The sequence below is a fragment of the Flavobacterium quisquiliarum genome (genome assembly GCF_019308285.1).
GTDB classification, from domain to species: domain Bacteria; phylum Bacteroidota; class Bacteroidia; order Flavobacteriales; family Flavobacteriaceae; genus Flavobacterium; species Flavobacterium quisquiliarum.
The window spans coordinates 129866-156483 of record NZ_WWEM01000036.1; the positions used below are offsets into that span (position 1 = coordinate 129866).

Below are 26618 nucleotides of genomic sequence, written 5' to 3' on the forward strand. Positions count from 1 at the left end.
TATTTTAATTGAGTCTTTTACAAAGATACGCCGCGTTTCCACGGAATAAAATCATCTTGGTTTAATTGAACTGCTTTCGGAATAATTTCGCCGCTTGCCGCTTTGATGCAATATTCTAAAATTTCCTCGCCCATTTCTTCAATAGATTTTTCGCCACTGATAATTGGTCCGCAGTCAATATCGATAATATCTTTCATTCTTTTTGCCAAAACTGAGTTTGTTGCTACTTTAATTACTGGACAAACTGGGTTTCCTGTCGGAGTTCCCAATCCAGTTGTAAATAAAATTAAAGTTGCTCCAGAAGCCGCTTTTCCAGTTGTCGCTTCAACATCATTTCCTGGAGTACAAACCAAACTTAAACCTGGTTTTGTAACCAATTCGGTATAATCTAAAACATCAACAACAGGAGAAGTACCGCCTTTTTTAGCTGCCCCAGCACTTTTGATAGCATCTGTAATTAATCCGTCTTTAATATTTCCCGGAGAGGGATTCATGTGGAAACCAGAACCTACTTTATGCGCCAGTTCGTCATAAGATTCCATTAAATCAATGAATTTTCTAGCTTTATCTTCGGTAACACATCTGTCAATTAAATTTTGCTCTGCACCACACAATTCTGGGAATTCAGCCAAAAGAATTTTTCCGCCTAAGGCTACCACTAAATCTGAAGTATAACCAACCGCAGGATTTGCAGAAACACCGCTGAAACCGTCGCTTCCACCACATTTTACACCAATGCATAAATCGCTTAATGGCGCATCGGTTCTTTCGTATTGGTTGATTTCAATTAAACCTTCAAAAGTTTTTTTGATGGCATTTGTAATCAGAACTTCTTCGCTTTCTGTCTGCTGTTGTTCAAAAATAAACAATGGTTTGTCAAATTCTGGGTTTTGTCTTTTTACATCATTTACAAAATCCTGAACTTGTAAATGCTGGCATCCTAAACTCAAAAGCGTAATTCCTCCAACATTTGGATGATTGGCATAAGAAGCCAGTAAAGCGCTCAAAGTAGAAGCATCTTGGCGCGTTCCGCCACAGCCGCCTTGGTGATTTAAGAATTTGATTCCGTCCACATTTTCAAAAACGCGATTGTTTTTTGGAGTCGGATTTAATTCAATATTAATATTGTTTATATCATTTCCGTTCAAATAACCTTGAAGCAATTCATGCGTAAATTGATTGTATTTATCGGTGACAGCATAACCCAATTGTTTGTGTAACGCTTCTTTGATTACGTCAAGATTTCTGTTTTCACAAAAAACAGTCGGAATAAAAAGCCAGTAATTGGCAGTTCCAACTCGTCCGTCTTTTCTTTTGTAGCCTTTAAAAGTTCTGTTTTCAAATTTAGAAACATCCGGTGCATTCCATTCGTAAGAAGCATTTTTGTAAGCGTAAGGATCTGCAGCGTGTTTAAGGTTTTCAGTTGTCATTAGACTTCCTTTTGCCAAATCGTTTTGCACTTTTCCAACCAAAACACCATACATATTCACTTCTTCTCCCTGCTTCATATCTTGCATGTAGAATTTATGTTTGGCCTTGATGAGGTCTTGTAAAACGTAAGTTTCATTTTCAAAATGAATAGTTTCGCCTTTTTGAAGATCGGTTAAGGCAACCAATACATTATCATCTGGATGTAGTTTTACAACCAGTTTTTTTGTGTTATTCTCAGACATTGTGTTGTTGTTTTTTTCTTTTTTTTTGATGTCGCTGCTTTCATTCTATACCATTTTAATCTTCTGATTTTGTATAGAATTCGGGCAGTTAACGAAAAATAAAATTAGGGTTTTTACATATTCATTAGTAGTCTAATATTATCCGTATCTAATCTTTAATTATCTTTGCAATATGAAATTGGAACAAACCAAAATAGCGTCTTATCTCAACACCAAAGTTTCGGTGCTGAATCGTATTGAACCCTTTTTTCAAGCGCCGTTTCATTCGCATCCAGAATTGGAATTGGTATACGTAAAAGAGAGTTTTGGCAAGCGAATTATCGGAAATTCGGTAATGCCGTTTGAGCCCGGGGATATGGTTTTTTTAGGCTCTGATATTCCGCATGTTTGGCTGAATGATGAAAAATATTATCAGGGAATTGAGGATTTAAGAGCCAATTCGATTGTTGTATATTTTCATAAAGATATTTTCGGACCAACTTTTTACGAATTAAAAGAAACCCAAAAAATCAATGAACTCTTTTTTCAGGCTGGAAAAGGAATTTCGATTATCGGAAAAACCAATAAACAGATTGCGAAAAAACTGGAGAAGTTAGTTTCAAAAAAAGACTTTGAAGTTATTGTGGGACTTTTTGAGATTTTGTCTATTCTTTCCGAAAGTCAGGATACGATTTACATCAATGACGAGATTTATTCTTTGATGCAGAAGGATTCGAAAGTAGATCGTCTTTCGGAGGTTTTTCAATATGTCAATAAAAATTATAAAAAGAATATTTCATTAGAAGAAATTGCTGCTGTCGCAAATATGACAAGAACGTCTTTCTGTAGAATGTTCAGGGTAAAAACGAAAAAGAATTTTGTGGATTATCTGCACGAAATCCGAATTTCGAATTCCTGTAAATTGTTATTGGAAACCGATAAAAGCATGTCTGAGATTGCGTACGAATGCGGTTATAAAACGGCATCGGATTTTAATAAACTCTTCAAAAAAGTTAAGGGAATTACGCCTTCGGATTTTAAAAATAATGCGAACGTTAGTTTTGCCACTCCCGATAGCTATCGGGATTAAAGATTAAAGAGGATTCAAATCTGTTTGAAAAGAAATAGCCACGAATTCACGAATTAAAAGAATTAAAAAATTTACAGTAGCTGCTTGAAAAATAAACTTAGAATTTCACAGATTAAATGATTAAAAAAAAATTTGTGAAATCTAGGAGAGAAAAAAGGAAAGCCACGAATTCACAAATTTATTCTCAAAGATTTTCAAAAAATAATTCATGAATTCGTGGCTAAAAAAAAATTAAATAGAACGATCTAAATGTGTATAACCACCATCCACATAAATAATCTGTCCTGTAGTATGGCTTGATTTTTCAGACAATAAGAAAACCACCATATTAGCAATTTCTTCAGCGGTTGTCATTCTGTTTTCTAACGGAATATTTTTAGTGATTGCCGCTAGTTTTTCTTCTTTATTTTCAAAAGTATTGATCCAGGTTTCGTAAAGCGGCGTATAACATTCTGCCACGATTACTGCGTTTACACGGATGCTGTATTTTAATAGTTCAACCGCCCATTCTCTAGTTAAAGCATTTCTTCCTCCATTTGAAGCAGCGTAGGCTGAGGTTCCGCCTTGACCAGTTTCGGCGGTTTTAGAACCGATGTTTACAATTGCTCCTTTTGATTCTTTTAGATAAGGAAGGGCATGTTGCGCCATTAAATAATAATGCACCAAATTTTTGTGAAGAGAAGCGGCGAAATCTTCATAATTTCCGTTTTCTAATCCAACACCGTCATTAACGCCGGCATTATTTACCAATCCGTCGATTCTTCCGAATTTTGCAATTACGGCTTCAACGGCTTTTTTGCAGTCTTCTGGTTTTGTTAAATCGGCGGCAACTTGGTGCGCTTCTTTTCCAATGGCTTTTAATTCTTCTACGGCTTTGATGTTGTCATTTTCGTTACGTCCAACGATGAACGGAATAGCATTTTCTTCGGCTAAAACCTTAACGATTCCTAAACCAATTCCTTTTGCGCCTCCCGTAACGATAATGATTTTTTGGGTTAATGATAACTGCATGGTATTTATATATTATAATTTAAATTCTGTTTATTTTTTTTCCACAGATTAAAATGATCTAAAAAATCTGTGAGAGTAAATTCTTTCGCCACGAATTTCGCTAATTTCTTTTTTAAATTATTATAAAATTTGTGTAATTCGTGGCGAAAAAATAAATACTATCATACTCTTAAAAAAATTTACAGCTGTTGTTCATGACAAACAACAGCTGTAAAAATAGAGAGAATAGAACTGATAATTTATTACCAGAACTTAACATAAAGCGCAACAATAATCAATAACGTAATAACGATTAAGACTGTTGTTTGCGGTTTAACTTTAAACATTCCAGGTTCTGTCTCGAATGCTTTAGGGTTTACTTTTGGACCAGCGAAACTTATTAGAATCATGGCAATCATTGTAAATAAGAATGATAATCCCATGCAGATGTGGAAAGGAATTTCGAAAGCTCCTTTTCCGTTAGCATAAGCTGTGTATAAAAGTGTATCGTTTCCAAATAAAGCTGGAGCGTATTCGTTGAATAAAACAGATAATAAGAATCCTAAGATTACCCCAACGATTGCAGCTGTTCCAGTAGTTCTTTTCCAGAACATACCTAAGAAGAACATTGCAAAAACTCCAGGGCTGATAAATCCAGTGTATTTTTGGATATAGGTAAATCCACCAACACCACCAATTCCTAAAACGTCATTCCAAGTAAATAATACCGCTAAAAGCATTGCAGCAAAAACGGCAAGTCTACCAATATTTACCTGTTGTTTTTCGCCAGCTTCTTTTTGAATGTATTTTTTATGAATATCTAATGTATAGATTGTAGAGATACTGTTTACTTTTCCAGCTAAAGAAGCTACGATTGCTGCAGTTAAAGCCGCAACAGAAAGTCCTTTTAATCCAGTTGGAAGGAATGTTAATACAGCAGAGTAAGCGCCATCTTTTCCTCCAACTAATTGAGGTAAATGTCCGTTTGTATATAAAACGTAAGCAGCAATACCAGGAAGCATTACGATAAGCGGCATTAATAATTTTAGCATACCAGCAAATAAAATTCCTGTACGAGCCGTTTGTAAGTCAGCACCAAGTGCTCTTTGTGTAATGTATTGGTTACATCCCCAGTAGTTCAAGTTGATGATCCAGATACCAGCAGCATAAGATAACAATCCTGGGAACGTCAAATATTTGTCGATTTCAAGTTGTGTAGAAGTTGCAGTTGGTTTTGGAATAATCATTTTAAAATGCTCAGGAGCTTCTGTCATTAACACTTTAAAACCTTCAATAGCACTGCTGCTAATTCCTAATTTTTCACCAACAGTTACCAATGCAATATAAGAAGTTACCAAACCTCCAATAATCAATACAGCAACCTGAATAACGTCTGTGTAAGCCACAACTTTCATTCCTCCAAGAGAAATAAATAAAGCAAAAACAGCTAATCCAATCATAATAGCGTGAAGATATTCTCCTCCAGCAAGACCGTTAATTGCAACTGCTCCTAAGTATAAGATAGAAGTCAAGTTTACAAAAACGTATAAAAACAACCAGAAAACTGCCATAATCAATGCAGTAGATTCGTTGTAACGTGTTTTTAAGAACTGAGGCATCGTGTAAATCTTATTTTTAAGATATACAGGAATAAACCATACAGCCACAATAATAAGTGCAATAGCAGCAAGCCATTCGTAAGCAGCAACAGCGATTCCTAAGAAGAAACCTTCACCACTCATTCCGATGAATTGTTCTGCAGAGATGTTAGAAGCAATAAGAGAAGCTCCAATTGCCCACCAAGTTAAATTTCCTTCAGCCAAAAAGTAAGCTTTAGCATCTTGTTCGTCTTGTTTACGTTTGCGATAAACCGTGTAACCGTAGACAGAGACTACGATAAAATAAATAATAAAAACCGCATAATCTGCGAAAGCGAGGTTTTGGTTCATTGTTAGTAGTATTTTAAATAATTATTATAGGGTAAAGTTTGTTTATTTAGTTTTACAATCAGTTTTGTTTTATCTCGTTAAAAATGCAAGATGTGTTTTATTTTTGTTATTTTTTTGCGAAAATAAAAGCAGAAGCCAAATGTAAAATAAAAATTTAGAAATCAACCATCAGCAAATGTGTTTTTTACATTTCTAAATGGTATATTGTGTTAAATTTTTACATTTCGCACCTTGATAAAGCGATAATTCTTACACTTTTACAAGGCTCTTATAATGTACCTCTGATTGTTGTCTTAAAATTTCGGCACTTTTCTCTGGTGTAATATCACGCTGTGATTCTCCTAACATTTCGTATCCTACCATAAATTTCTTGACAGTTGCTGATCTTAGCAATGGCGGATAAAAGTGCATGTGGAAATGCCATTCCGGGTGATCTAATCCGTCAGTTGGTGATTGGTGGATTCCTGAAGAGTATGGGAAAGAAGTATTAAACAAGTTATCATACTTCGTCGTTAACTGCTTTAAGATTTTAGCAAAAGCAGTGCTTTCTTCAGCCGTGAAATTGGTGATTTTGTTTACCGCTCTTTTGCTTACAATCATGGTTTCGTAAGGCCAGATTGCCCAGAAGGGAACTAATGCCACAAAATGATCGTTCTCTATTACGATACGTTCTCCAGCTTTTAATTCAGCTTGAACGTAGTCCTCTAAAAGCGTTTTTTTATTTCTGTCGTAGTATGACTTTAAACTGTTTTGTGTTTTTTCAACCTGAGTTGGAAGCGAAGATTGAGCCCAGATTTGTCCATGTGGATGCGGATTGCTGCACCCCATTACACTTCCTTTATTTTCAAAAATCTGAACATGATTAATATATTTTATGTTTCCTAGATCAGTATATTCTTTCTGCCAGGTTTTGATGATGGTTTCAATTCCTTCAAGATCCATTTCTGGCAAAGTCAAATCGTGTCTTGGCGAAAAACAAACCACACGAGAAATTCCCTGTTCAGGTTTAGCTTTAAAAAAAGTATGTTTGATGTCTTCTTCAAAAATAATTTCGTCTTGTTTCATGGCAGCAAAATCATTTTCAAAAACAAAACTGCTTTCGTATGGCGGATTATGCATTCCGTTGGCGCGAACATTTCCTGGACACAAATAACAAGTTGGGTCGTATTTAGGAAGTTCTTCTGTTGAAATCGTTTCGTTTTGTCCTTGCCAAGGGCGTTTTGCACGATGAGGTGAAACCAAGACCCATTCGTTGATTAATGGGTTGAAGCGTCTGTGCGGATCTTCATTAATGTCAAAATTTTTCATTGTAGTTGTGTTGGGTATTAAAGTAGTGTTGTTCCGTTTGAGATTTTTACATCATAGAATTTTAATTCAATTCCAAATGTATCTAAATAAAGTTTCGAAAACTTACTTTTAACCTCATTTTCATATCCTTTTTTAACTAAATTGATAGTGCAGCCGCCAAAACCGCCTCCCATAAGTCGAGAACCAATAATAGCATCGTCTTCTTTTGCAGTATCTACAAGGAAATCTAATTCTTCGCAGCTTACTTCATATTCTTGCGATAATCCATAATGAGTTTCAAAAAGCAATTCTCCTAAAAGCTCAATATTTCCTTGATCCAAAGCTTCGCAGGCTTTAATAACTCGGTTAATTTCTTTAACAACAAAATGAACTCTGCTGAAAACTTTTTCAGTCATTTTATCTTTAAGACTTAGAACCTGCTCTTCTGAAGCATCTCTAAAACTTTTTACTTCTGGAAAATGACTTTTTATGATTGCTAATCCTTCTTCGCATTCAATTCTTCTGGTATTGTATTCTGATGTGAACAGCGAATGTTTTACATTAGAATCCAATAAAATCAAAGAATAGTCTTTAAAGTCGGCATTGTGATATTCAAAATCTAAAGTGTTGCAGTCTAATTTGATTACTTTGTTTTCTAAACCATGAACGCTTGAAAACTGATCCATAATTCCGCAGTTGATCCCAACCCAGTGTTCTGCTTTTTGTCCTAATAAAGAAATATCTACTTTCTCAATCTTTAAATCAAAAAGAGATTTGATTCCGAAAATCATTCCGCATTCCAAAGCCGCAGAAGAGGACAATCCAGAACCAACCGGAATATTACTGCTGAAAACACAGTTGAAACCTTCAAAAGAAAATCCGTTATCCTGCAGTTGTTTGATTACGCCTCGAATATAATTTGTCCAAACTACATCACTCAATTTAACTTCCTGAGTTAAGTCGATTTCAAATTCTTCGTTTAAATCGATAGCGATAATTTTAGAAGTGTTGGTGTTGTTTTTTTCAAAAGCAAAACAAATTACTTTGTCAATTGCTGCTGGTAAAACATAACCGTCATTGTAGTCAACATGTTCTCCGATAATATTGATTCTTCCTGGAGAAAGTACCGTTTTCTGTGGAGAAGATCCGAAAGATTTCTCAAAAAAAGCAACGGTGTTTTGTATTAAAATATCATTCATTCTAGTTGTTGTAATTGTATTGGGTAATAGTTAGTTTAAGGTTTCAAATTGGTACACTGTTTTTTGAACATATTGTTCACCTTTTTTCAAAACAGCATTTGGGAAATGTGCCTGATTTGGCGCATCTGGGAAATTTTGTGTTTCAAAACAAATACCGCTTTGTGCATTGTAATCGACGTTTTCTTTTCCTTTTAGTTTTCCAAAACAATTCCCGCCTACATATATATGCACACTTGGCTGATCGGTATAAACATTCATTCGCAGTTTATTTTTTAAACTGATTAATTGAGCAACGATTTCAGTTTTAGAATTGACTACGAAAGAATTGTCAATAGGAAACGGACAGTTTTTAGGCGCTCTAAAATCAAAATTGTGATCAGTTAAATCAGTAAAATCTCCTGTTGGAATATTATCTGAATTCGTTTCCAGCATTTTAGCCGATTTGATAAACATCTGCTGTTCTAAAACATTTCCATCATGTCCGTCAAGATTAAAATAACTGTGATGCGTTAAATTAATAACGGTGTCTTCTGTTGACGTTGCTTTATATTCTAATTTTAATTCGTTTTCTTCTGTTAAAGTATAGGTTAAGTAAACCGTCATTTCGCCAGGAAAATTTTCATCTAAATGTTGGCTCAAAAGACCAAAAGTAATGGACGGATTTTCGCCAGTTTTTGCATCGGTTACACTCCAAGCTTTTCTTCCAAATCCCATTGTTCCGCCGTGAAGTGTATTTCCATTATTGTTTCCGTCAAGCTGAAATTTTTTATCGTTCAAACTAAAAGTGGCTTTATGAATACGACCGGCGTAACGTCCAACCGTTGTTCCAAAATAAGGAGCACTTGGTAAATTATACGATTCTAAATACGATTCCAGATTATCAAACCCTAATACAACATCGGTTAATTTTCCATTTACAGGAATCTGGATTGAAGTAACTGTTGCACCATAATTGATGATTTGAACATTCATTCCGTTTTTATTCACTAATTCAAATGAATAAATTTCTTCCTTATCAGGCATTAAACCAAACAATTTGCAATTATGAGTGTCCTTTAAATGAGATATGTGTTTTATTTCCATATAATTTTTACCAATAATGAAATCCAAAAATAGAAACATTCTTTATATTTGCATACCAGTACCTACCAGTTTTTAATCTTAATAGTCAAAATGACTTTATTATGAGCATTATTTCAATCCAGAATAATATTGGTCTGCCAAAATATAAGCAGATAATTCTTTCAATAGAAAAAGCGATAGAAGAAGGAAATTTGATCAAAGGAGACCGACTTCCTTCGGTAAATAAAGTTTGTTTGGAGTTTTCTTTATCTCGTGATACGGTGCTTTTGGCATATGACGAATTGAAGAAAAGAGGAATTATTTATGCCATTCCTGGCAAGGGATATTATGTTAAAAGCATTGAAATCACTATAACTCAGAAGGTTTTTCTGCTTTTTGATGAATTAAATATTTTCAAAGAAGACATCTACAATTCGTTCTTAAAAAATATTGGAAAGAATGTTCAGGTTGATATTTTCTTTCATCATTTTAATGCGCAAGTTTTTAAAAAACTGATTAATGACAGTAATGGAAATTACACCAAATATATTTTGATGCCGACGAACTTAAACGATATAGCTGATTCGATAAAAACCCTACCAGTGAATGATGTGATAATTTTGGATCAGACTAATTCGGACTTAAAAATGTTTCCAGCAATTTATCAAAATCATCAAAAAGACATTTATGAAGGTTTGATGAAAGGCAAATCGAGATTATCTAAATACAAGAAACTGATTTTAATTTTCCAGGGATTTAGAGAACCGACCGGAATGAAAATTGGTTTTGAATCTTTCTGTCAGGATTATGGTTTCGACTACGAAGTTATTTCCGATTTCAACAATCAAACTATTGCTTTGGGAGATTTGTATATTATCCCTCATGATCGAGATTTGCTTTTGGTAATTGAAAATGCGATGGCAAGAAAATTAAAATTAGGAGAAGATTTTGGAATTATCTCTTATAATGAAACGCCATTAAAGAAAATTGCTGCAAACGGAATTACCACAATTTCAACCCATTTTGAAATGATGGGAAAAATTCTAGCTGATATGGTCTTGAAAGGAACAAAAGAGCAGATCGAAAATAAATCTGCCCTTATATTGAGGAATTCTTTATAATTTTTCCCCGCAGATTTAACAGATTTTCTTTTGATAATTGATCAGCTAAATCTCCTAAATCTGCGAGCGAATAAATAAAGTTCTTATAAATTGAGTGCAAAGTTATTTTGCAGTTTTTCTTCGTATTTCTCTTTATTAAAGGTATACAAGTAAGAACCTTTTCGAGAAGACTGCATATCTTTTTCTTCTAGTTTATTTAAAATGTCAAGAGAATTAATTTTGCTGATGAAATTTCGTTTGTCCAATTCTTTGCTCAAAATAGCTTCATACAATTCTAAAAGCTGACGCATCGTGAATTTCTCTGGAAGCAATTCAAAACCAATTGGTTTTACAGATGTTTTGTAACGAAGTCTCTTGATTGCATTTTGAACCATTTCATTATGGTCAAAAATCAAGTTTGGCGCATCGTTAATCGGAAACCATTCTGCGTGATAATTTTGAATCAATTCGGCATTATGGTTTTCAATATTAATTAAAGCAAAATAAGAAACCGAAATGGTTCTTTCGACAGGATCACGATCGATCTCACTGTAAGCATATAACTGCTCCATATAAATATCATTCAGACCTGTATAAGTATTTAAGATTCTGGTTGCGGCACTATCTAAAACTTCGTCGCGTTTTAAGAAACCTCCAATCAAGGACCATTTACCTTTTTCGGGCTCAAAATCTCTTTGGATTAAAAGGATTTTCAAACCTTCATTATCAAATCCAAAAATGATGCAGTCTACTGCCAGTAAAACTTTATCGGCAGAACTATAGCTGTTTAACATATATAATTAATTTGGATTGTAAATATATAAACTTCTTAAAACGTTTCATAATTTATTAATGTTGTTTTTACACTTATGTTAAAAATGTTTCAAAAAGAAGTTTTATTGTTGATTTCAGCTAATGAAAAAGGAAAGATTTTTTCCGAATTCTTTTTCATTTTGTACCAAAATTACGAGTCAAAGTTAGAAACATTTTTAAAAGAGAATTGATTTGAGGATTATTATTTCATATTCAGAATTCAAATAAGTTTTAGCGATTGTTAAAAAACGTAGAGAAATCAAGGTTTTTGTAAGTTTTTTTAGTTTCTTAACTTTTGTAAATCTTATAACAGCCCTTTATTTCTGCCGATTTTTTGAAGTTGAATTGAAAAATCTGTTTTTTGCAACCAGTTGTTTTGTGAATTTAATTTTTTTACCTGACTTTTTTTTATTTAAATTTACAAATGTCAAACAGACACTTATTAATCTAAAAAAACCAAAATCCTTTAAAAATATGAAACCACCATATTTTTCTAGGTTCCAAAAAACCAAAAAACTATGAAAAAACCATTTCTCCTGCTGTTTGCTGTCTTGTATCTGCAAACAGTAAGTGCGCAAAAAGAATCTGTAACCATTACAATAAAAAATGATGCTTCGGCAGCAACGATTAATAAAAATATTTACGGTCATTTTGCAGAACACTTAGGACACTGTATTTACGGTGGATTTTTTGTTGGAGACACTTCAAAAATTCCAAATACAAATGGAGTTCGAAACGATATTATTCAAGCATTAAAAGATTTAAAGATTCCGAATTTAAGATGGCCGGGTGGTTGTTTTGCCGATACTTATCATTGGAAAGATGGAATTGGGCCAAAAGAACAGCGTCCGACAATTGTAAACCAATGGTGGGGAGGCGTTACAGAAGATAATAGTTTCGGGACGCATGATTTTTTGAATATGTGTGAACTATTAGGAGCAGAGCCGTATCTGTCAGGAAACGTCGGAAGCGGAACAGTTCAAGAATTAGCAGATTGGGTTCAGTACACCAATTTTGGAGGAAAAAGTCCGATGAGTGATTTGCGTAGAAAAAATGGAAGAACAGAGCCTTGGAAAGTAAAATATTGGGGAATTGGAAATGAAGCATGGGGTTGTGGAGGAAACATGACTGCGGATTATTATGCTAATGAATACCGAAAGTTTGCGACTTTCATGTCAGATTGGAGTAATACAGGTGGCATTACAAGAATTGCTTCTGGATCCAATAGTTCAGATTATAACTGGACAGAAGTTTTAATGAAAAATATTCCACGAAATATGCTGGGCGGATTAGGCGTTCATCATTATGCTGTAATCAATTGGGACAAAAAAGGTTCTGATGTTGATTTCAGCGAAAAGCAATATTTCGAGACCATGCAGTCTGCTTTAAAAATGGAAGAGTTGGTAACCAAACACGCGGCCATCATGGATAAGTATGATCCAGAGAAAAAAGTGGCGATGATTGTAGACGAATGGGGAGGCTGGTACGAAGTTCAAAAAGGAACAAATCCAGGTTTTTTATATCAACAGAATACGATGCGTGATGCAGTTTTGGCTGGAGCAACATTGAATATTTTCAATAATCACGCAGATCGAGTTCGTATGGCCAATTTAGCACAGTGTGTGAATGTGCTGCAGGCTGTAATCTTAACCGATAAGGCCAAAATGATTACAACGCCAACCTATCATGTAATGAAAATGTACAGCGTTCATCAAGATGCTAAATTACTGCCAGTCGATTTTAAATCGCCGTTATATACTGTTGACGGAAAAAGTATTCCAGCGGTTTCGGCTTCTGTATCAAAAGATCAAAAAGGATTAGTTCATATTTCATTGGTCAATGTTGATGCCGTAAATAAGAACAAAATTGAAATTGATGTAAAAGATTTGGGTGTAAAAAGCTTTACGGGAAGTATTATTACGTCTTCAAAACTACAGGATTATAACTCATTCGAGAATCCGAATAAAATTGTTCCAGTTGCTTTTAAAGGTTTTGAAAACAAAAAAGGAAAACTAGAAATAACGTTGCCTCCTTACTCTGTATTGGTTTTAGAAGGAAAATAATGAGCATCATGAAAAAATACCATTATTATTTATTAAGTATTTGTCTGTTGCTCCTGATATTGGTTTCCTGTAAAGAAACTAAAAATCAGGTAACTCAGACTAGCGACAAAACTTCTGCACTAAAAGCAGGATATCAAATTGAGCCGGTAAACATTCAAAATGTAAAATTGACTGATTCATTTTGGCTTCCGATCATCAAAAGAGTACAGGAAATTACGATCGAATATGCTATTAAAAAGTGTGATGAAGAAGGTCGTTTTGAGAACTTTTTAATTGCAGGAAAACAAAAAACAGGAAAAGTGCGAGGCGATATGCCTTTTGATGATACTGATGTTTATAAGATTATCGAAGGAGCATCGAATACTTTAATCAGTGCGCCAAATCCGAAACTGGAAAGAGTTCTGGATTCAATGATTGCCATTGTAAAAATTGGTCAGGAACCAGACGGATATATCACAACTTGGAGAACTATAAATCCAGCAAAACCGCCTGCAAGTTGGGTTCCTGTAATTGAAGGAAAACGTTGGGAATCATTGCAAATTAGCCATGAATTGTACAATCCCGGACATTTAATTGAAGCGGCAATTGTGCATTATGAAGCAACAGGAAAAACTAATTTTCTTGAAATCGCCATTAAAGCCGCTGATATGCTCGTTCGCACTTTTGGAGATAATCCGGGACAGGTCAAAGGCGTTCCAGGACATCAGATTGTGGAAACAGGATTATTGAAATTGTACCAGATTACAGGAAAAGAAGATTATCTGAAACTGGCAAAATACTATTTAGACAATCGCGGAAATCCAAATAATCATAAACTGTACGGAGAATATGCACAGGATCACATGCCAGTAGTAGAGCAAAAAGAAGTTGTCGGACATGCCGTAAGAGCGGTTTATATGTATGCAGGAATGACAGATATTGCGGCATTGACAAAAGATAAGGCTTATGAAAATGCTGTAAATACTTTATGGGACAACATGGTAAACAAGAAAATGTATATCACTGGCGGCATTGGATCGAGACACGATGGCGAAGCTTTTGGAGAAAATTATGAACTGCCAAACTTAACCGCTTATAACGAAACGTGTGCAGCAATTGGCGATGTATATTGGAATCATAGACTGCATAATTTGTACGGAGCGTCCAAGTATTTTGATGTTATCGAAAGAACGATGTACAACGGATTAATTTCGGGAATTTCGCTTGACGGAAAACAATTTTTCTATCCAAATGCTTTAGAAGCAGACGGTGTTTACAAATCAAATCGCGGTTCTTGTACAAGACAAGGCTGGTTTGACTGTTCTTGTTGTCCAACCAATCTTATTCGTTTTATTCCGTCCATTCCAGGATTGATTTATTCCAAAACAAATGATGTTTTGTTTGTCAACTTATATGCTTCAAACAATGCTTCTTTCCAATTAGGAAAAACAGATTTACAGATTTCACAGCAGACCTCTTATCCTTGGAACGGAAAAATTGCTATTTCGGTTAATCCTAAAAAAGAAAGTCAGTTTATCATTAAACTGCGTGTTCCGGGCTGGGCAAGAAATGAAGTTTTGCCTGGAGATTTATACAGTTATAAAAAAGCTTCGGTCCAAAAAGCGACAGTTAGTTTAAATGGAGAAACTTTAGCGATTCAGCCGGAAAATGGTTATTTCAGCATTACGAGAAAATGGAAAAGAGGAGATAAAATCAATTTAAACCTTCCGATGGAAGTTCAGGAAGTACAGACCAGTTCTAAAGTAGCAACCAATAAAAATAAGGTTTCTTTAGAATATGGCCCAATCGTTTATGCTGTTGAAGGAATTGATAACAAAAACAATTTTGATAAAATAGATGTGACGGCTTCAGATACTTTCAAAGTAAAAAAAGAAGTCAATTTATTGCAAGGCGTGAATGTGATTGAAAATTCAAAATTGAAAGCTATTCCATATTATTCTTGGTCAAACAGAGGAGTTGGAAAAATGAAAGTTTGGTTGGATTACAAAGAGTAGAGAAAATAGAAAATAGAGTTTAGAAAAAAGAAATTTTGACTCTCGCTTTTAAAAATTCTTGTCGCTTGTGAGGAAATAAAAAAAACAAAAATCATTTTAATCTGTGGTAAAAATTAAAAATCAGAGCGATTTAAAAGTAAATAAAATTGAAAAAAGGCATACGATTTTAATCCACTCCTTTTAACAATTTGAAGATTAAGTTGAAATAATTTCAGTGTTATAAATGTATTGTTAACATTTATTCTTTGATTAAGTGCTAAAATGCTGTTTTTATGCATTTATGGTAAAAATGAATCATGTAATTTCAATTAAGTGTTTTTTGTACACTTATAAAATAATTATCTCTATATTTGTCAATATTTAAAAAAGAAATAGAATGAAAAATTATGTAATAGGATTGGACTACGGAACAGATTCTGTTCGCGCGGTGCTGATAGACGCTGAAAATGGACAGGAGTTGGCATCCAATGTTTCTCATTACAAAAGATGGAAAAACAAGCAATATTGTGACGCCTCCATAAATCAGTTTCGCCAGCATCCTTTGGATCATATCGAAGGTTTGGAAATTACAATTCAAAATGTAGTTAAAGAAAGTAAAGTTGATCCTTCATTAGTAAAAGGAATTTGTATTGATACTACCGGATCTTCCCCAGTTCCAGTTACAAAAGACGGAACGCCATTAGCATTGACAAAAGGTTTTGAAGAAAACCCAAATGCGATGATGGTTTTATGGAAAGACCATACATCAATAAATGAAGCAAACGAAATCAATGAACTGGCAGTAAGCTGGGGCGGAGAAGACGTAACAAAATACGTTGGAGGAATTTATTCTTCGGAATGGTTTTGGGCAAAAATCCTTCACATTGCAAGAGAAGACGAAGCGGTTCGAAATGCAGCACACACTTGGATGGAGCACTGCGATTTAATGACGTATTTGTTAATTGAAGATAAAGATTTAAAAACGTTCAAAAGAAGCCGTTGCGCAGCAGGACATAAAGCCATGTGGCACACAGACTGGAACGGATTGCCACCAGTTGAGTTCTTAGAAAAATTACATCCCTATTTAGCACAGCTTCGTGGAAATTTATATGATGAAACGTATACATCAGATTTAGTTGCCGGAAAACTAAGCAAAGAATGGGCAGACCGTTTAGGACTTTCGACTGAAACAGTTGTAGCTGTTGGAACTTTCGATGCGCATTCTGGAGCGGTTGGAGCTAAAATCGAAGAGAATGCTTTAGTTCGTGTTATGGGAACTTCAACTTGCGATATTCTTGTGGGTTCTTATGATGAAGTGGGAACAAAAACCGTTCGTGGAATCTGCGGACAAGTTGATGGTTCTGTAATTCCAGGCTTTATTGGTCTTGAAGCAGGACAATCTGCTTTTGGCGATTTATTGGCTTGGTACAAAGAACTTTTAATGTGGCCGACAGAGCATTTATTACAAACTTCTTCTGTTTTAAATGATGCTCAAAAAGAACAGTTAAGAGAAGAATTCAGCGATAAATTAATCGTGGAATTAACGAAAGAAGCAGAGAAAATTCCAGTTTCAGAAAGCCTTCCAATCGCTTTAGACTGGATTAACGGGCGACGAACTCCAGATGCCAACCAAGAGTTAAAAAGCGCGATTTCAAACCTTTCTTTAGGAACAAAAGCACCACATATTTTCAAAGCTTTAGTAAACGCAATTTGTTTTGGAGCGAAGAAAATTGTAGACCGTTTTGAAGAAGAAGGCGTAAAAATCGACAGCGTAATCGGAATTGGCGGTGTTGCTAGAAAATCTCCTTTCATTATGCAGACTTTGGCTAACGTTTTAAACAAGCCAATTAAAATTGCAGCTTCAGACCAGACTCCTGCTTTAGGTGCAGCAATTTACGCAGCCGTTGCAGCGGGAATTTATTCAAACGTAATCGAAGCAAGCCAGAAAATAGGAAGTGATTTTGATGGAGAATATTTCCCTCAAACAGACAAAGTTGAAGCATATCATAAACTGCTTTTAGGGTACGAAAAATTAAGTGCTTTTGCAGATCCAAACTTAAAAATATCGCAACATGAGCTCTCTTTATAAAGATTTAAAACAAGAATGTTACGAAGCCAATATGCAGTTAAATGCATTGAATTTGGTGGTATACACTTTTGGAAATGTAAGTGCTGTGGACCGCAAAAATGGTGTTTTTGCCATTAAACCAAGCGGTGTTCCTTACGAAGATTTAAAACCGGAAGATATCGTAATTGTCGATTTTGATAATAACGTAATTGAAGGAACAATGCGTCCGTCGTCTGACACAAAAACGCATGCTTATTTATACAAACATTGGCCAAATATTGGAGGTGTTGCACATACGCACGCAACCTATTCTGTTGCTTGGGCACAATCTCAATTGGATATTCCAATTTTCGGAACAACACACGCCGATCATTTAACGGCTGATATTCCGTGCGCACCGCCAATGGCAGATTCTCTTATCGAAGGAAACTACGAACACAATACTGGAATTCAGATTTTGGATTGTTTCAAAGAAAAAAATCTTTCATACGAAGAAGTAGAAATGATTCTAATTGGAAATCACGGTCCGTTTGCATGGGGAAAAAATGCGGCAAAAGCAGTTTACAACAGTAAGGTTTTAGAAGTCGTGGCAGAAATGGCTTATTTGACTTTGCAAATAAACCCAAACGCACCAAGATTAAAAGATTCATTAATAAAGAAACATTACAATCGTAAACACGGAAAAGATTCGTATTACGGACAGTAAAATAATTTTAGATTTTAGAGTGTAGATTTTAGAGTGTAGATTTTAGATTTAGGATTGAAATCTGAAATATCACAAAACCAAAATAATAAAAATAACAATTTGAGTTTTCAGATTCCAACCACATGAAACCTGAAACTTGAAATAAAATAAACAAAAACAATGGTAGATATATCTCAAAAAGAAATTTGGTTTGTCGTAGGAAGCCAAGAATTATATGGTGAAGAAACGCTTAGAAAAGTAGCAGAACATTCACAGATTATTGCAAAAGGATTAGATGCTTCATCTTCAATTCCTGTAAAAGTAGTTTACAAAGATGTAGTAAAATCGCCTTCACAAATCTTAGATGTGTGTTTGGCGGCAAACTCAGCTAAAAACTGTATCGGAATTATTGCTTGGATGCATACTTTCTCTCCGGCAAAAATGTGGATTGGTGGATTAAATATCCTTAAAAAACCATTATGCCATTTACATACACAATATAATGCTGAAATTCCGTGGGGAAGCATCGATATGGATTTCATGAACTTAAACCAATCGGCACACGGAGATCGCGAATTTGGTTTCATTATGTCTAGATTACGTAAAAAACGTAAAGTAGTTGTAGGACACTGGGAAGATGAAAGAGTTCAGAAAAAATTAGGAATCTGGTCAAGAGTAGTTTTAGGATGGAATGAACTTCAAAACCTAAAAGTAGCTCGTATTGGAGACAATATGCGTGAAGTTGCCGTTACAGAAGGTGACAAAGTTGAAGCTCAGATTCGTTTCGGAATGTCTGTAAACGGATACGATTCTTCAGATGTTACCAAACATATCGAAAAAGTAACAGATAAACAATTAACTGATTTATTAGCAGTTTATGAGCAGTCATACAATTTAACTGATTCTTTAAAAGAAGGAGGCGCACAAAGAAGTTCTCTAGTTGAAGCAGCAAAAATCGAATTAGGATTAAGAGCTTTCCTTGAAGAAGGAGGATTTGGAGCTTTCACAGATACATTCGAGAATCTTGGAGTTTGGAAACAATTACCAGGAATCGCAACACAAAGATTAATGGCCGATGGTTATGGTTTTGGTGGAGAAGGAGACTGGAAAACAGCGGCAATGGTAAGAGCTTTAAAAGTTATGACTGTTGGTTTGGAAGGCGGAACTTCTTTCATGGAAGATTATACGTACCATTTCACACCTCAAAAATCATACGTTTTAGGTTCGCATATGTTGGAAATTTGTCCATCAATCGCTGACGGAAAACCTTCTTGCGAAGTACATCCTTTAGGAATTGGAGGAAAAGAAGATCCTGCTCGTTTAGTATTCAACTCTCCTGCAGGAGATGCAATCAATGTTTCTTTAGTGGATATGGGAACTCGTTTCCGTTTAATCGTAAACGAAGTTGAAGCGGTTAAACCAATGGCAGATTTGCCAAAATTACCAGTTGCAAGAGTTTTATGGGACTGCAAACCAGATTTAGAAATTGCGGCAACAGCTTGGATTTTAGCTGGTGGAGCGCACCATACTGTTTACAGTCAGGCATTAACAACAGAATACATGGAAGATTTTGCTGATATTGCTGGGATTGAACTATTAGTTATTGACGAAAAAACTACTGTAAGAGAGTTTAAAGATAAAATTAATGCCAACGAAGCATATTTCCATTTGTTTCAACACGGACTATAAATTAGTCAAAAGGCGAAAGTCATAAAGTCCGAAAGTTTTAGTTACTTTGAAGAAAAGACTTTATGACTTTTGACTTTAAAACTTTACTAACTAAAAAAATAAACCATTTATGAATGTATTAAAACGCTCTCTTTTCATACTAAGCATGCTCGGTATTGCTATAGTTTCAGTTCAATGTAAAGGCGATAAAAAAGCAGATACAGAAAAAGTTGCAGCTGAAGGAAAAGATTTAGTTACAATCGAAAAATCGGAATACGGAACTACTGCTAAAGGCGAAAAAGTAGAGAGTTATAAACTGAAAAACCAAAATGGGATGGAAGTTGACATCATCACTTTTGGCGGCAGAATTACAGATTTGAAAGTACCAAATAAAGAAGGTGTTTCAGAAAATGTAGTGATCGGATTTAATTCTTTGGCACAATATGAAAAAGAAAATCCTTTCTTCGGAGCTTTAATTGGAAGATACGGAAACCGTATTGCTAAAGGGAAATTTTCTTTAGATGGAAAAGAGTATCAATTGGCAATCAACAATGAGCCAAATGCTTTGCACGGTGGACCACAAGGATTTTTTAATGTGGTTTGGAAAGCAGATGAGGTTAAATCTGGAGAAACAGCTTCTTTAAAATTATCTTATTTAAGTAAAGATATGGAAGAAGGTTATCCAGGAAATCTTAAAGTTATTGTGACTTATACCTTGACAAATGATAATCAATTGGAGGTTTTGTATGAAGCTACTACAGACAAAAAGACGGTTGTGAATTTAACACAGCATTCTTATTTCAATTTATCAGGAGATTTTACCAAAACAATCCTAGATCACGAATTGACTTTAAATGCTGATAAATTAGTTCCAGTTGATGCAGATCTAATTCCGACAGGAAAATTAGAAGATGTTGCTGGTACGCCTTTCGATTTCAGAACGCCAAAATTAATTGGAAAAGACATTAATGCTAAAAATGATCAGTTAGAAAAAGGAAAAGGGTACGACCACTGCTGGGTACTGAACAATCCTGAAAAAGGAAAAACAATTATCGCAAAAGTGTACCACGCTGCAAGCGGAAGAGTTTTAGAAATGACAACAGACGAACCTGGAATTCAGTTTTACTCTGGAAATTTCCTAGATGGAACTTTACCAATGCCAAACGGAGGAACTTTTGCGCATAGAACAGGATTATGTCTAGAAACAGAACATTATCCAGATTCTCCAAACCAGAAAAACTTCCCAACAACGGTTTTAAACCCGGGAGAAAATTATAAAACGAAAACAACCTTTAAGTTCTCGGTACAAAAATAATTTTTTAGAATTTGTTAATTAATTTTAGTTCAAAAAACCTCGGAAGTATATGCTTTCGAGGTTTTTTTGTTTGTTTTCCGCCACGAATTCACGAATTTTTATCAAATGAAAGTAGCGATATAAAGAATCGGATTTGAGAAATTAGATTTTAATGGCATCATATATTTGCGTAAATTCGTGAATTCGTGGCGGAAAAAATATGGCATTCAAACATCTATTCAAAGCACAGTTAAACTGGACTTCAAAAAAAGAAGAGGCATCCTCAAAAATCTACAGCAAAACCCATCAAATTAAAATTGAAGGAAAACCAATTTTAAACGTATCGGCAGCAAAAGCTTTCAAAGGCGATCCATCATTGTATAATCCGGAAGATTTATTGTTAAGTAGTTTAGTTTCCTGTCACATGATGTCGTATTTATATGTCTGCTCTCAAAACGGAATAGAAGTTTTGGAATATTCAGATAATGCAGAAGCCACACTAGAAGTTTCTCCAGATGGAAGTGGTCGTTTTGTTGCCGTAAGATTATATCCGAAAGTAAAAATTTCGAATCCGGATAAAATTGAATTGGCTTTAGAATTACATCAAAAGGCAAATCAATTGTGTTTTATTGCTAATTCATGTAATTTTTCTGTTTTGCATGAAGCGAGTTGTGAGGTTCAGAAAGTATAAATATAACTAAAGAAAAAGACCTTTTCAGTGAAGAAAAGGTCTTTTTTTATATTGATTTGTAGATCTAACAATAAGTGTAAAGATAATTTAAGGTGTTTGAGAAATAGATGATTTCGTCATGAGTGAATTTTTTGTTTTCCTGAATTAATTTGCAAATGTTTTTATATTCAAAAAAGACTTCTTTATTCTGAACAGGGAATTTTTTATCTAAATAAGAAGTAATGTTAGACATTTTTTCTTTTATAAGATTATCAAACTTGGTAGTGTTTGTAAGTTGTTTAAGTGTCATTGCCATATTAAAATCAATGAAATCATGCGCTAATACTGTGTTGTCTGGTTTTGTGTATGCAATAGTTTTGTCAACGGCAACAGATAAGACATCATTAAATGAAGTGAACTCTTCTATTTTGTGAAGGCTTAAAAGATGGTTTGTCAATTTGATTTTATATGAACTGGCTTCTTTTTTGAAATCAAAAGTAGCGTCAAATTTCTTTTTTTCTTCCTGTATTTTTTTGCAGAACAAATTAAAGTTTAGAACACTCTCGTTTGCTTCTTTAGGCAGGCTGGAATTTGATGCATTATCAGCATAAGTTGTAATGTTTATAAGCAAATCAGTTAATTTTGCGAAATTTTCTGAGCCAGGTTTGTTTTCTTTGATTAGGATACAAGCATTCTTGTAAATGTGCATGTCGTTTAGTTTAACATCAAATTTCCCTGGTTGAATAATCATAAGTTCATTGATTCTATCCGCTTTCTTGTTTAAAAAACGAGTAAGGTCTGTTTTAGCAAAACGAGGAGGAATTGGAGAGTATATAATCTCTTTTTTTTCTGCAGAAACTGCATTTCTCTTTTTATTTGAAATCAAAGCGTCAGCAATTTCATTTCTTGTATCTATAGTTTTAAGATTGTTAGCAATTTCGTCTGTTTCAGTAAAATCTCTTAAAACATTATAACATTGTAAAATATTCTCTTGAATTGCGATGTAATATTTTTTGTTCTTTTTATCTTCAAGATTGGTAATTGTTTTTGCTTCACTTTTCCATATTTCAAGAGCCTGTCTAACTTTTGTTTCGTCGATAGGATCAATTCCTGTATTAATTAATTGAGAAGCTTTGTTAAAATTTTCGCCATTAAAATCTTTGTCTTCTTTTAAGTAGTTAAATGCAAGATTAGCATATTTTCCGTGAGTATGGAATTTGTTTTGAAGAATACTGCCTACTTTAATACGTAACTTTAACAATTGTATTTGATCTACAGTCTTAACTTCTGTCTTTCTTGGTAAGCTTAAATTTTTCTGGTCTCTATATTGATTGGCTTCAAATTCTGAAAGATCTGACAGTAAAAGAGTAGTGTTTAAATTGTTAGGATAGTCTAAATATCCTAAATTAGAGTTGTAGCCTTTTGTATTTCCAACAGGATTAACTAAATCGGCATCTCCCAATTTAACTTCTTGAACATCAAAAACACCTTTCTCTGGATCTATCAAGAGTAAATTTGCATATAGATGAGAAATTACGGCAACCTGATATTTTAAATCTTTTTTGATGATGTGTAAAGTCGCGGGTTGATATTTGTATTCCAATAATGCAACAAGTTTCGGACATCCTAGATTATTGGCAATAAAACTATTATGTAAAACGTCAGTATCTGCTACATAATATTGCATCGTTTGGTCGGCAAAAAAATCTTGATCTGTTGACGTGTATAAAAAACCAACATCTAATGGGTTTTCTTTTAAAAATAAAGAGGGCTGTACTTCTCGTCTAACATTTAGATTGTCCCACCTGATTTTCTGGGCATGAGAAAGAGATGATACTAGTAAAATAAATAGCAATAAGTTGTTTTTCATATTAGTTGGTTTAAGTTATTTGGGTAATTTTTATTGTTTGTGGTTTTTTTATTACGAAATAAAGAGTTTTTAACATAAAAAAACCTCTTCTGTTAAGAAGAGGTTTTGTACCCGGAGCCGGAGTCGAACCGGCACGGTTTCCCACAGGTGTTTGAGACCAGCGCGTCTACCAATTCCGCCATCCGGGCTTAGCAGACGAAAAAATAATGATAAAACCATTACTTTAACGCAATAGAACAAAATCAAAAATGATGTCGTTCCTTTAACACGGTGCAAATGTAAAAAATAAATTTAAACCAACTACTAAAAATACTTAATTTTTTGCTTTCAGTGTTCAATAAATTTTATAAATTTGCAGCTCGTTAAAACGAAGCACACACAACTAACTACATCCGAGATATTTATGTTGATTTTGCTTTACTGAAAAAGATAAAGTCAAATTATATAAGTATAACGGAATAAAACAACACATTACAATGTCGCACCTAGAACCAGAAGCTAAAATTTTTGCTTGTTCACAAAGTGTTTATCTTGCAGAAAAAATTGCAAAAGACTACGGGATTCCGTTAGGAAAAGTAACGATGTCAACGTATAGCGATGGAGAATTTCAGCCATCTTACGAAGAATCAATCAGAGGTTTACGAGTATTTATCGTATGTTCAACTTTTCCAAGTGCAGATAATCTGATGGAATTGTTGTTAATGATTGATGCTGCAAAACGTGCATCAGCAAGACATATTACAGCTGTTATGCCTTATTTTGGTTGGGCAAGACAAGATAGAAAAGACAAACCAAGAGTGCCGATTGGAGCGAAGTTAGTAGCAAATTTGCTAACTGCTGCAGGAGCAACAAGAATCATGACAATGGATTTGCATGCAGATCAAATTCAAGGATTCTTCGAAAAACCAGTAGATCATTTATTTGCATCTACCATCTTTTTACCATACGTAGAAAGTTTAAATTTAGAAAATCTAACTATTGCATCTCCAGATATGGGAGGTTCAAAAAGAGCATATGCTTACTCTAAGTTTTTAGAATCAGATGTAGTAATCTGTTACAAACAAAGAAAAGCAGCCAACGTTATCGACACTATGGAGCTTATTGGCGAAGTAAAAGGACGTAACGTAATCTTAGTAGACGACATGATCGATACAGGAGGAACATTAGCGAAAGCGGCAGACCTAATGATCGAAAAAGGAGCGCTAAGTGTAAGAGCAATTTGTACACACGCTATTTTATCTGGCGGTGCATACGAAAAAATCGAGAACTCAAAATTAACTGAGTTAATCGTAACCGATTCTATTCCATTAAAGAAAGAATCAAAGAAAATAAAAGTGGTAAGCTGTGCGCCTTTATTTGCTGAGGTTATGCAAATGGTTCACCACAACAATTCCATCAGTGGAAAATTTATAATGTAATAACTGCTCAAAAAGCATTTATAGCATTTTTTAAACAAGAATATTTATTTAATAACTATATTTTTTTACAATGAAATCGATTACAATTAAAGGATCAGAAAGAGAAAGCGTGGGCAAAGTGTCAACTAAAGCCTTACGTAATGCTGGAGCGGTTCCTTGCGTGTTATACGGAGGAAATCAGGCAGTACACTTCTCAGCAGACGCTGCAGCGTTCAAAAACTTGGTTTACACTCCAAACGCACACACAGTTGTGATTGAGCTTGGAAAAGGAAAATCATTCAATGCAATTTTGCAAGATATCCAAGTTCACCCAGTTACTGACAAAATTTTACACATTGACTTCTTCCAATTATTTGATGACAAAGAAATCACAATGGAAGTTCCTGTAAAAATCGTTGGTACATCTAAAGGTGTTCTTGCGGGAGGTGTTTTACGTTTGAACCAACGTAAATTAAAAGTTAAAGCTTTACCAGCAAATCTTCCTGATTTTGTTGAAGCTGACATTACTCCACTTGAAATGGGTAACAAATTATACGTTACTAAAGTTGGAAAACCAGAGTACAAAATTATGCACCCAGACAACACTGTTGTTTGTCAAGTAAGAATCTCTCGTGCTGCTATGAAAGCTGCTCAAGAAGCTGCAAAAGCTGCAAAAGCTCCTGCAAAAGGAAAGAAAAAATAATTTTTTTCAAACTATACAAAAAGCCTCAATCTTTCGATTGGGGCTTTTTTTTTGAGGATCTGAGATGCTGAGGTTCTAAGGAGCTAAGATTTTTGGTTATTTTTTTAGAAGCAGAAACTTCTCGTTTTCAGAAGACGTGACATTCCTGCCATCCGCTATATCTTTTCATCCGCTAAAAAGCGGATAAAAAGGATGCCGCTTCTGTCAGGGCTAGCAAGAAAAAATCTTTTTCATAAGATTGTAAGTTCTTGTGATTCTCGGGTTTTAAGAGATAATCAACATAATCATCGACAAATACTTTTGTAAATGATTATAATAAAATCCGTGTAGATCAGCGTTTTTGCGATAGCAAATCAGTGTCATCCGTGTGTTATTTCTTAGTGTCCTTTGCGTAAATCCTTCGCGCTCTTTGCGGTTAAAAATAATTAGTCCTATTTTTGTCAAATGATAAAATGGATAACAAAACTGTTTTCATCAACACCAAAAGAAGAGAACATAGAAGACAATATGAAGAAATATTTAATCGTAGGTTTAGGAAATATAGGAGCCGAATACGTAAACACCAGACATAATATCGGATTTAAAGTGCTGGATTTTTTAGCTAAAAAAGAAGGGCTTTCTTTTGAAACCGTAAAACTAGGCTCATTAGCAGAATATAAGTTTAAAGGAAGAACTTTTTTTCTTTTAAAACCAAACACTTACATGAATTTAAGTGGAAAAGCCGTAAAATATTGGATGGACAAAGAAAATATACCTTTAGAGAATATTCTAGTCATTACAGACGATTTAAATCTTTCATTTGGAACTATTAGAATCAAACCAAAAGGGAGTGACGGCGGTCACAACGGTTTGAAAAACATCAATTTGGTTTTAAATACACAAAATTATACCCGTTATAGATTCGGTATCAGTGATCAATTTAAAAAAGGGCAGCAGATTGATTATGTTTTAGGAGAATGGAATGCTGAAGAAGAAGCAAAACTTCCAGAACGTTTAGAGACTTCAGCAGAAATTATTAGAACTTTTGGAACTGCCGGTTTAGAAAACACAATGACTACTTTTAATGGAAAATAAAGATTTTCAGA

20 protein-coding genes and 1 tRNA gene are annotated in these 26618 nt (G+C 34.4%); 12 read left to right on the top strand and 9 right to left on the bottom strand.

Annotation, left to right across the window (positions count from 1 at the left end; all coding sequences use genetic code 11):
* Window positions 1-17 precede the first annotated feature (17 nt).
* Window positions 18-1673 (bottom strand): UxaA family hydrolase, encoded by a 1656-nt coding sequence (locus GSY47_RS19225; protein ID WP_179000838.1) that lies wholly within the window; start codon window positions 1671-1673, stop codon window positions 18-20.
* A 172-nt stretch (window positions 1674-1845) separates the two neighbouring features.
* Between GSY47_RS19225 and GSY47_RS19230 the strand changes: the two genes are divergently transcribed.
* Window positions 1846-2742, top strand: coding sequence for an AraC family transcriptional regulator (locus tag GSY47_RS19230; RefSeq protein WP_179000836.1), 897 nt, complete (start codon window positions 1846-1848; stop codon window positions 2740-2742).
* A 231-nt stretch (window positions 2743-2973) separates the two neighbouring features.
* Here the strand turns inward: GSY47_RS19230 and GSY47_RS19235 are convergent, their stop codons facing one another.
* The 5 genes from GSY47_RS19235 to GSY47_RS19255 all read right to left on the bottom strand — a co-directional run bounded on the left by GSY47_RS19235 (window position 2974) and on the right by GSY47_RS19255 (window position 9250).
* The gene (locus tag GSY47_RS19235; protein ID WP_057115557.1) at window positions 2974-3753 is read right to left on the bottom strand and encodes an L-fucose dehydrogenase; all 780 of its coding nucleotides are present in this window, start codon (window positions 3751-3753) and stop codon (window positions 2974-2976) included.
* A 242-nt stretch (window positions 3754-3995) separates the two neighbouring features.
* Window positions 3996-5681 carry a sodium/sugar symporter gene (locus tag GSY47_RS19240; RefSeq protein WP_179000834.1) on the bottom strand — a complete coding sequence of 562 codons (1686 nt, stop codon included), beginning with the start codon at window positions 5679-5681 and terminating at the stop codon, window positions 3996-3998.
* Between the two features lie 249 nt (window positions 5682-5930).
* A complete protein-coding gene (locus tag GSY47_RS19245) occupies window positions 5931-6989 on the bottom strand; it encodes a UDP-glucose--hexose-1-phosphate uridylyltransferase (protein ID WP_179000832.1) in 1059 nt (352 codons plus the stop codon).
* A 17-nt stretch (window positions 6990-7006) separates the two neighbouring features.
* Window positions 7007-8167, bottom strand: a complete 1161-nt coding sequence (gene galK / locus GSY47_RS19250) for a galactokinase (protein WP_179000830.1) — start codon at window positions 8165-8167, stop codon at window positions 7007-7009.
* A gap of 30 nt (window positions 8168-8197) precedes the next feature.
* Window positions 8198-9250, bottom strand: a complete 1053-nt coding sequence (locus tag GSY47_RS19255) for an aldose epimerase family protein (protein ID WP_179000828.1) — start codon at window positions 9248-9250, stop codon at window positions 8198-8200.
* Window positions 9251-9351: 101 nt separating this feature from the next.
* Between GSY47_RS19255 and GSY47_RS19260 the strand changes: the two genes are divergently transcribed.
* Window positions 9352-10350 carry a GntR family transcriptional regulator gene (locus tag GSY47_RS19260; RefSeq protein WP_179000826.1) on the top strand — a complete coding sequence of 333 codons (999 nt, stop codon included), beginning with the start codon at window positions 9352-9354 and terminating at the stop codon, window positions 10348-10350.
* Between the two features lie 83 nt (window positions 10351-10433).
* Here GSY47_RS19260 and GSY47_RS19265 read toward each other — a convergent pair whose 3' ends face one another.
* On the bottom strand, window positions 10434-11123 hold the full coding sequence (locus GSY47_RS19265; RefSeq protein ID WP_179000824.1) for an NUDIX hydrolase: 690 nt from the start codon (window positions 11121-11123) through the stop codon (window positions 10434-10436).
* A 537-nt stretch (window positions 11124-11660) separates the two neighbouring features.
* On the opposite strand from GSY47_RS19265, the gene GSY47_RS19270 reads away from it, so the two are divergent.
* The 7 genes from GSY47_RS19270 (at window position 11661) to GSY47_RS19300 (ending at window position 21584) form a co-directional block, all read left to right on the top strand.
* Window positions 11661-13205: an alpha-N-arabinofuranosidase gene (locus tag GSY47_RS19270; RefSeq protein ID WP_219071511.1), complete on the top strand. Its 1545-nt coding sequence runs from the start codon at window positions 11661-11663 to the stop codon at window positions 13203-13205.
* A gap of 8 nt (window positions 13206-13213) precedes the next feature.
* Window positions 13214-15199 (top strand): glycoside hydrolase family 127 protein, encoded by a 1986-nt coding sequence (locus GSY47_RS19275; protein WP_246611359.1) that lies wholly within the window; start codon window positions 13214-13216, stop codon window positions 15197-15199.
* 376 nt (window positions 15200-15575) lie between these two features.
* Entirely contained in the window at window positions 15576-17267 is a 1692-nt protein-coding gene (locus tag GSY47_RS19280; protein ID WP_179000818.1) for a ribulokinase, read from the top strand.
* Window positions 17251-17952, top strand: coding sequence for an L-ribulose-5-phosphate 4-epimerase (locus tag GSY47_RS19285; protein ID WP_012023205.1), 702 nt, complete (start codon window positions 17251-17253; stop codon window positions 17950-17952). The genes GSY47_RS19280 and GSY47_RS19285 overlap by 17 nt, the downstream gene beginning before the upstream one ends.
* Before the next feature lie 159 nt (window positions 17953-18111).
* The gene (gene araA, locus GSY47_RS19290) at window positions 18112-19620 is read left to right on the top strand and encodes an L-arabinose isomerase (protein ID WP_179000816.1); all 1509 of its coding nucleotides are present in this window, start codon (window positions 18112-18114) and stop codon (window positions 19618-19620) included.
* Between the two features lie 109 nt (window positions 19621-19729).
* A complete protein-coding gene (locus GSY47_RS19295; protein WP_219071512.1) occupies window positions 19730-20914 on the top strand; it encodes an aldose epimerase family protein in 1185 nt (394 codons plus the stop codon).
* A gap of 199 nt (window positions 20915-21113) precedes the next feature.
* Entirely contained in the window at window positions 21114-21584 is a 471-nt protein-coding gene (locus GSY47_RS19300; protein ID WP_179000812.1) for an OsmC family protein, read from the top strand.
* A gap of 64 nt (window positions 21585-21648) precedes the next feature.
* Here GSY47_RS19300 and GSY47_RS19305 read toward each other — a convergent pair whose 3' ends face one another.
* Both GSY47_RS19305 and GSY47_RS19310 read right to left on the bottom strand, forming a co-directional pair.
* Complete coding sequence (locus GSY47_RS19305; protein ID WP_179000810.1) at window positions 21649-23433, bottom strand: hypothetical protein; 1785 nt, start codon at window positions 23431-23433, stop codon at window positions 21649-21651.
* 108 nt (window positions 23434-23541) lie between these two features.
* Window positions 23542-23621: transfer RNA gene (locus tag GSY47_RS19310), tRNA-Leu, on the bottom strand.
* A gap of 288 nt (window positions 23622-23909) precedes the next feature.
* Here GSY47_RS19310 and GSY47_RS19315 point away from each other — a divergent pair.
* The 3 genes from GSY47_RS19315 to pth all read left to right on the top strand — a co-directional run bounded on the left by GSY47_RS19315 (window position 23910) and on the right by pth (window position 26607).
* Complete coding sequence (locus tag GSY47_RS19315; RefSeq protein ID WP_111378835.1) at window positions 23910-24851, top strand: ribose-phosphate pyrophosphokinase; 942 nt, start codon at window positions 23910-23912, stop codon at window positions 24849-24851.
* 70 nt (window positions 24852-24921) lie between these two features.
* Window positions 24922-25533, top strand: coding sequence for a 50S ribosomal protein L25/general stress protein Ctc (locus GSY47_RS19320; protein ID WP_026727205.1), 612 nt, complete (start codon window positions 24922-24924; stop codon window positions 25531-25533).
* Between the two features lie 444 nt (window positions 25534-25977).
* Complete coding sequence (gene pth, locus GSY47_RS19325) at window positions 25978-26607, top strand: aminoacyl-tRNA hydrolase (RefSeq protein WP_179000808.1); 630 nt, start codon at window positions 25978-25980, stop codon at window positions 26605-26607.
* The last annotated feature ends 11 nt before the right edge of the window (window positions 26608-26618 follow it).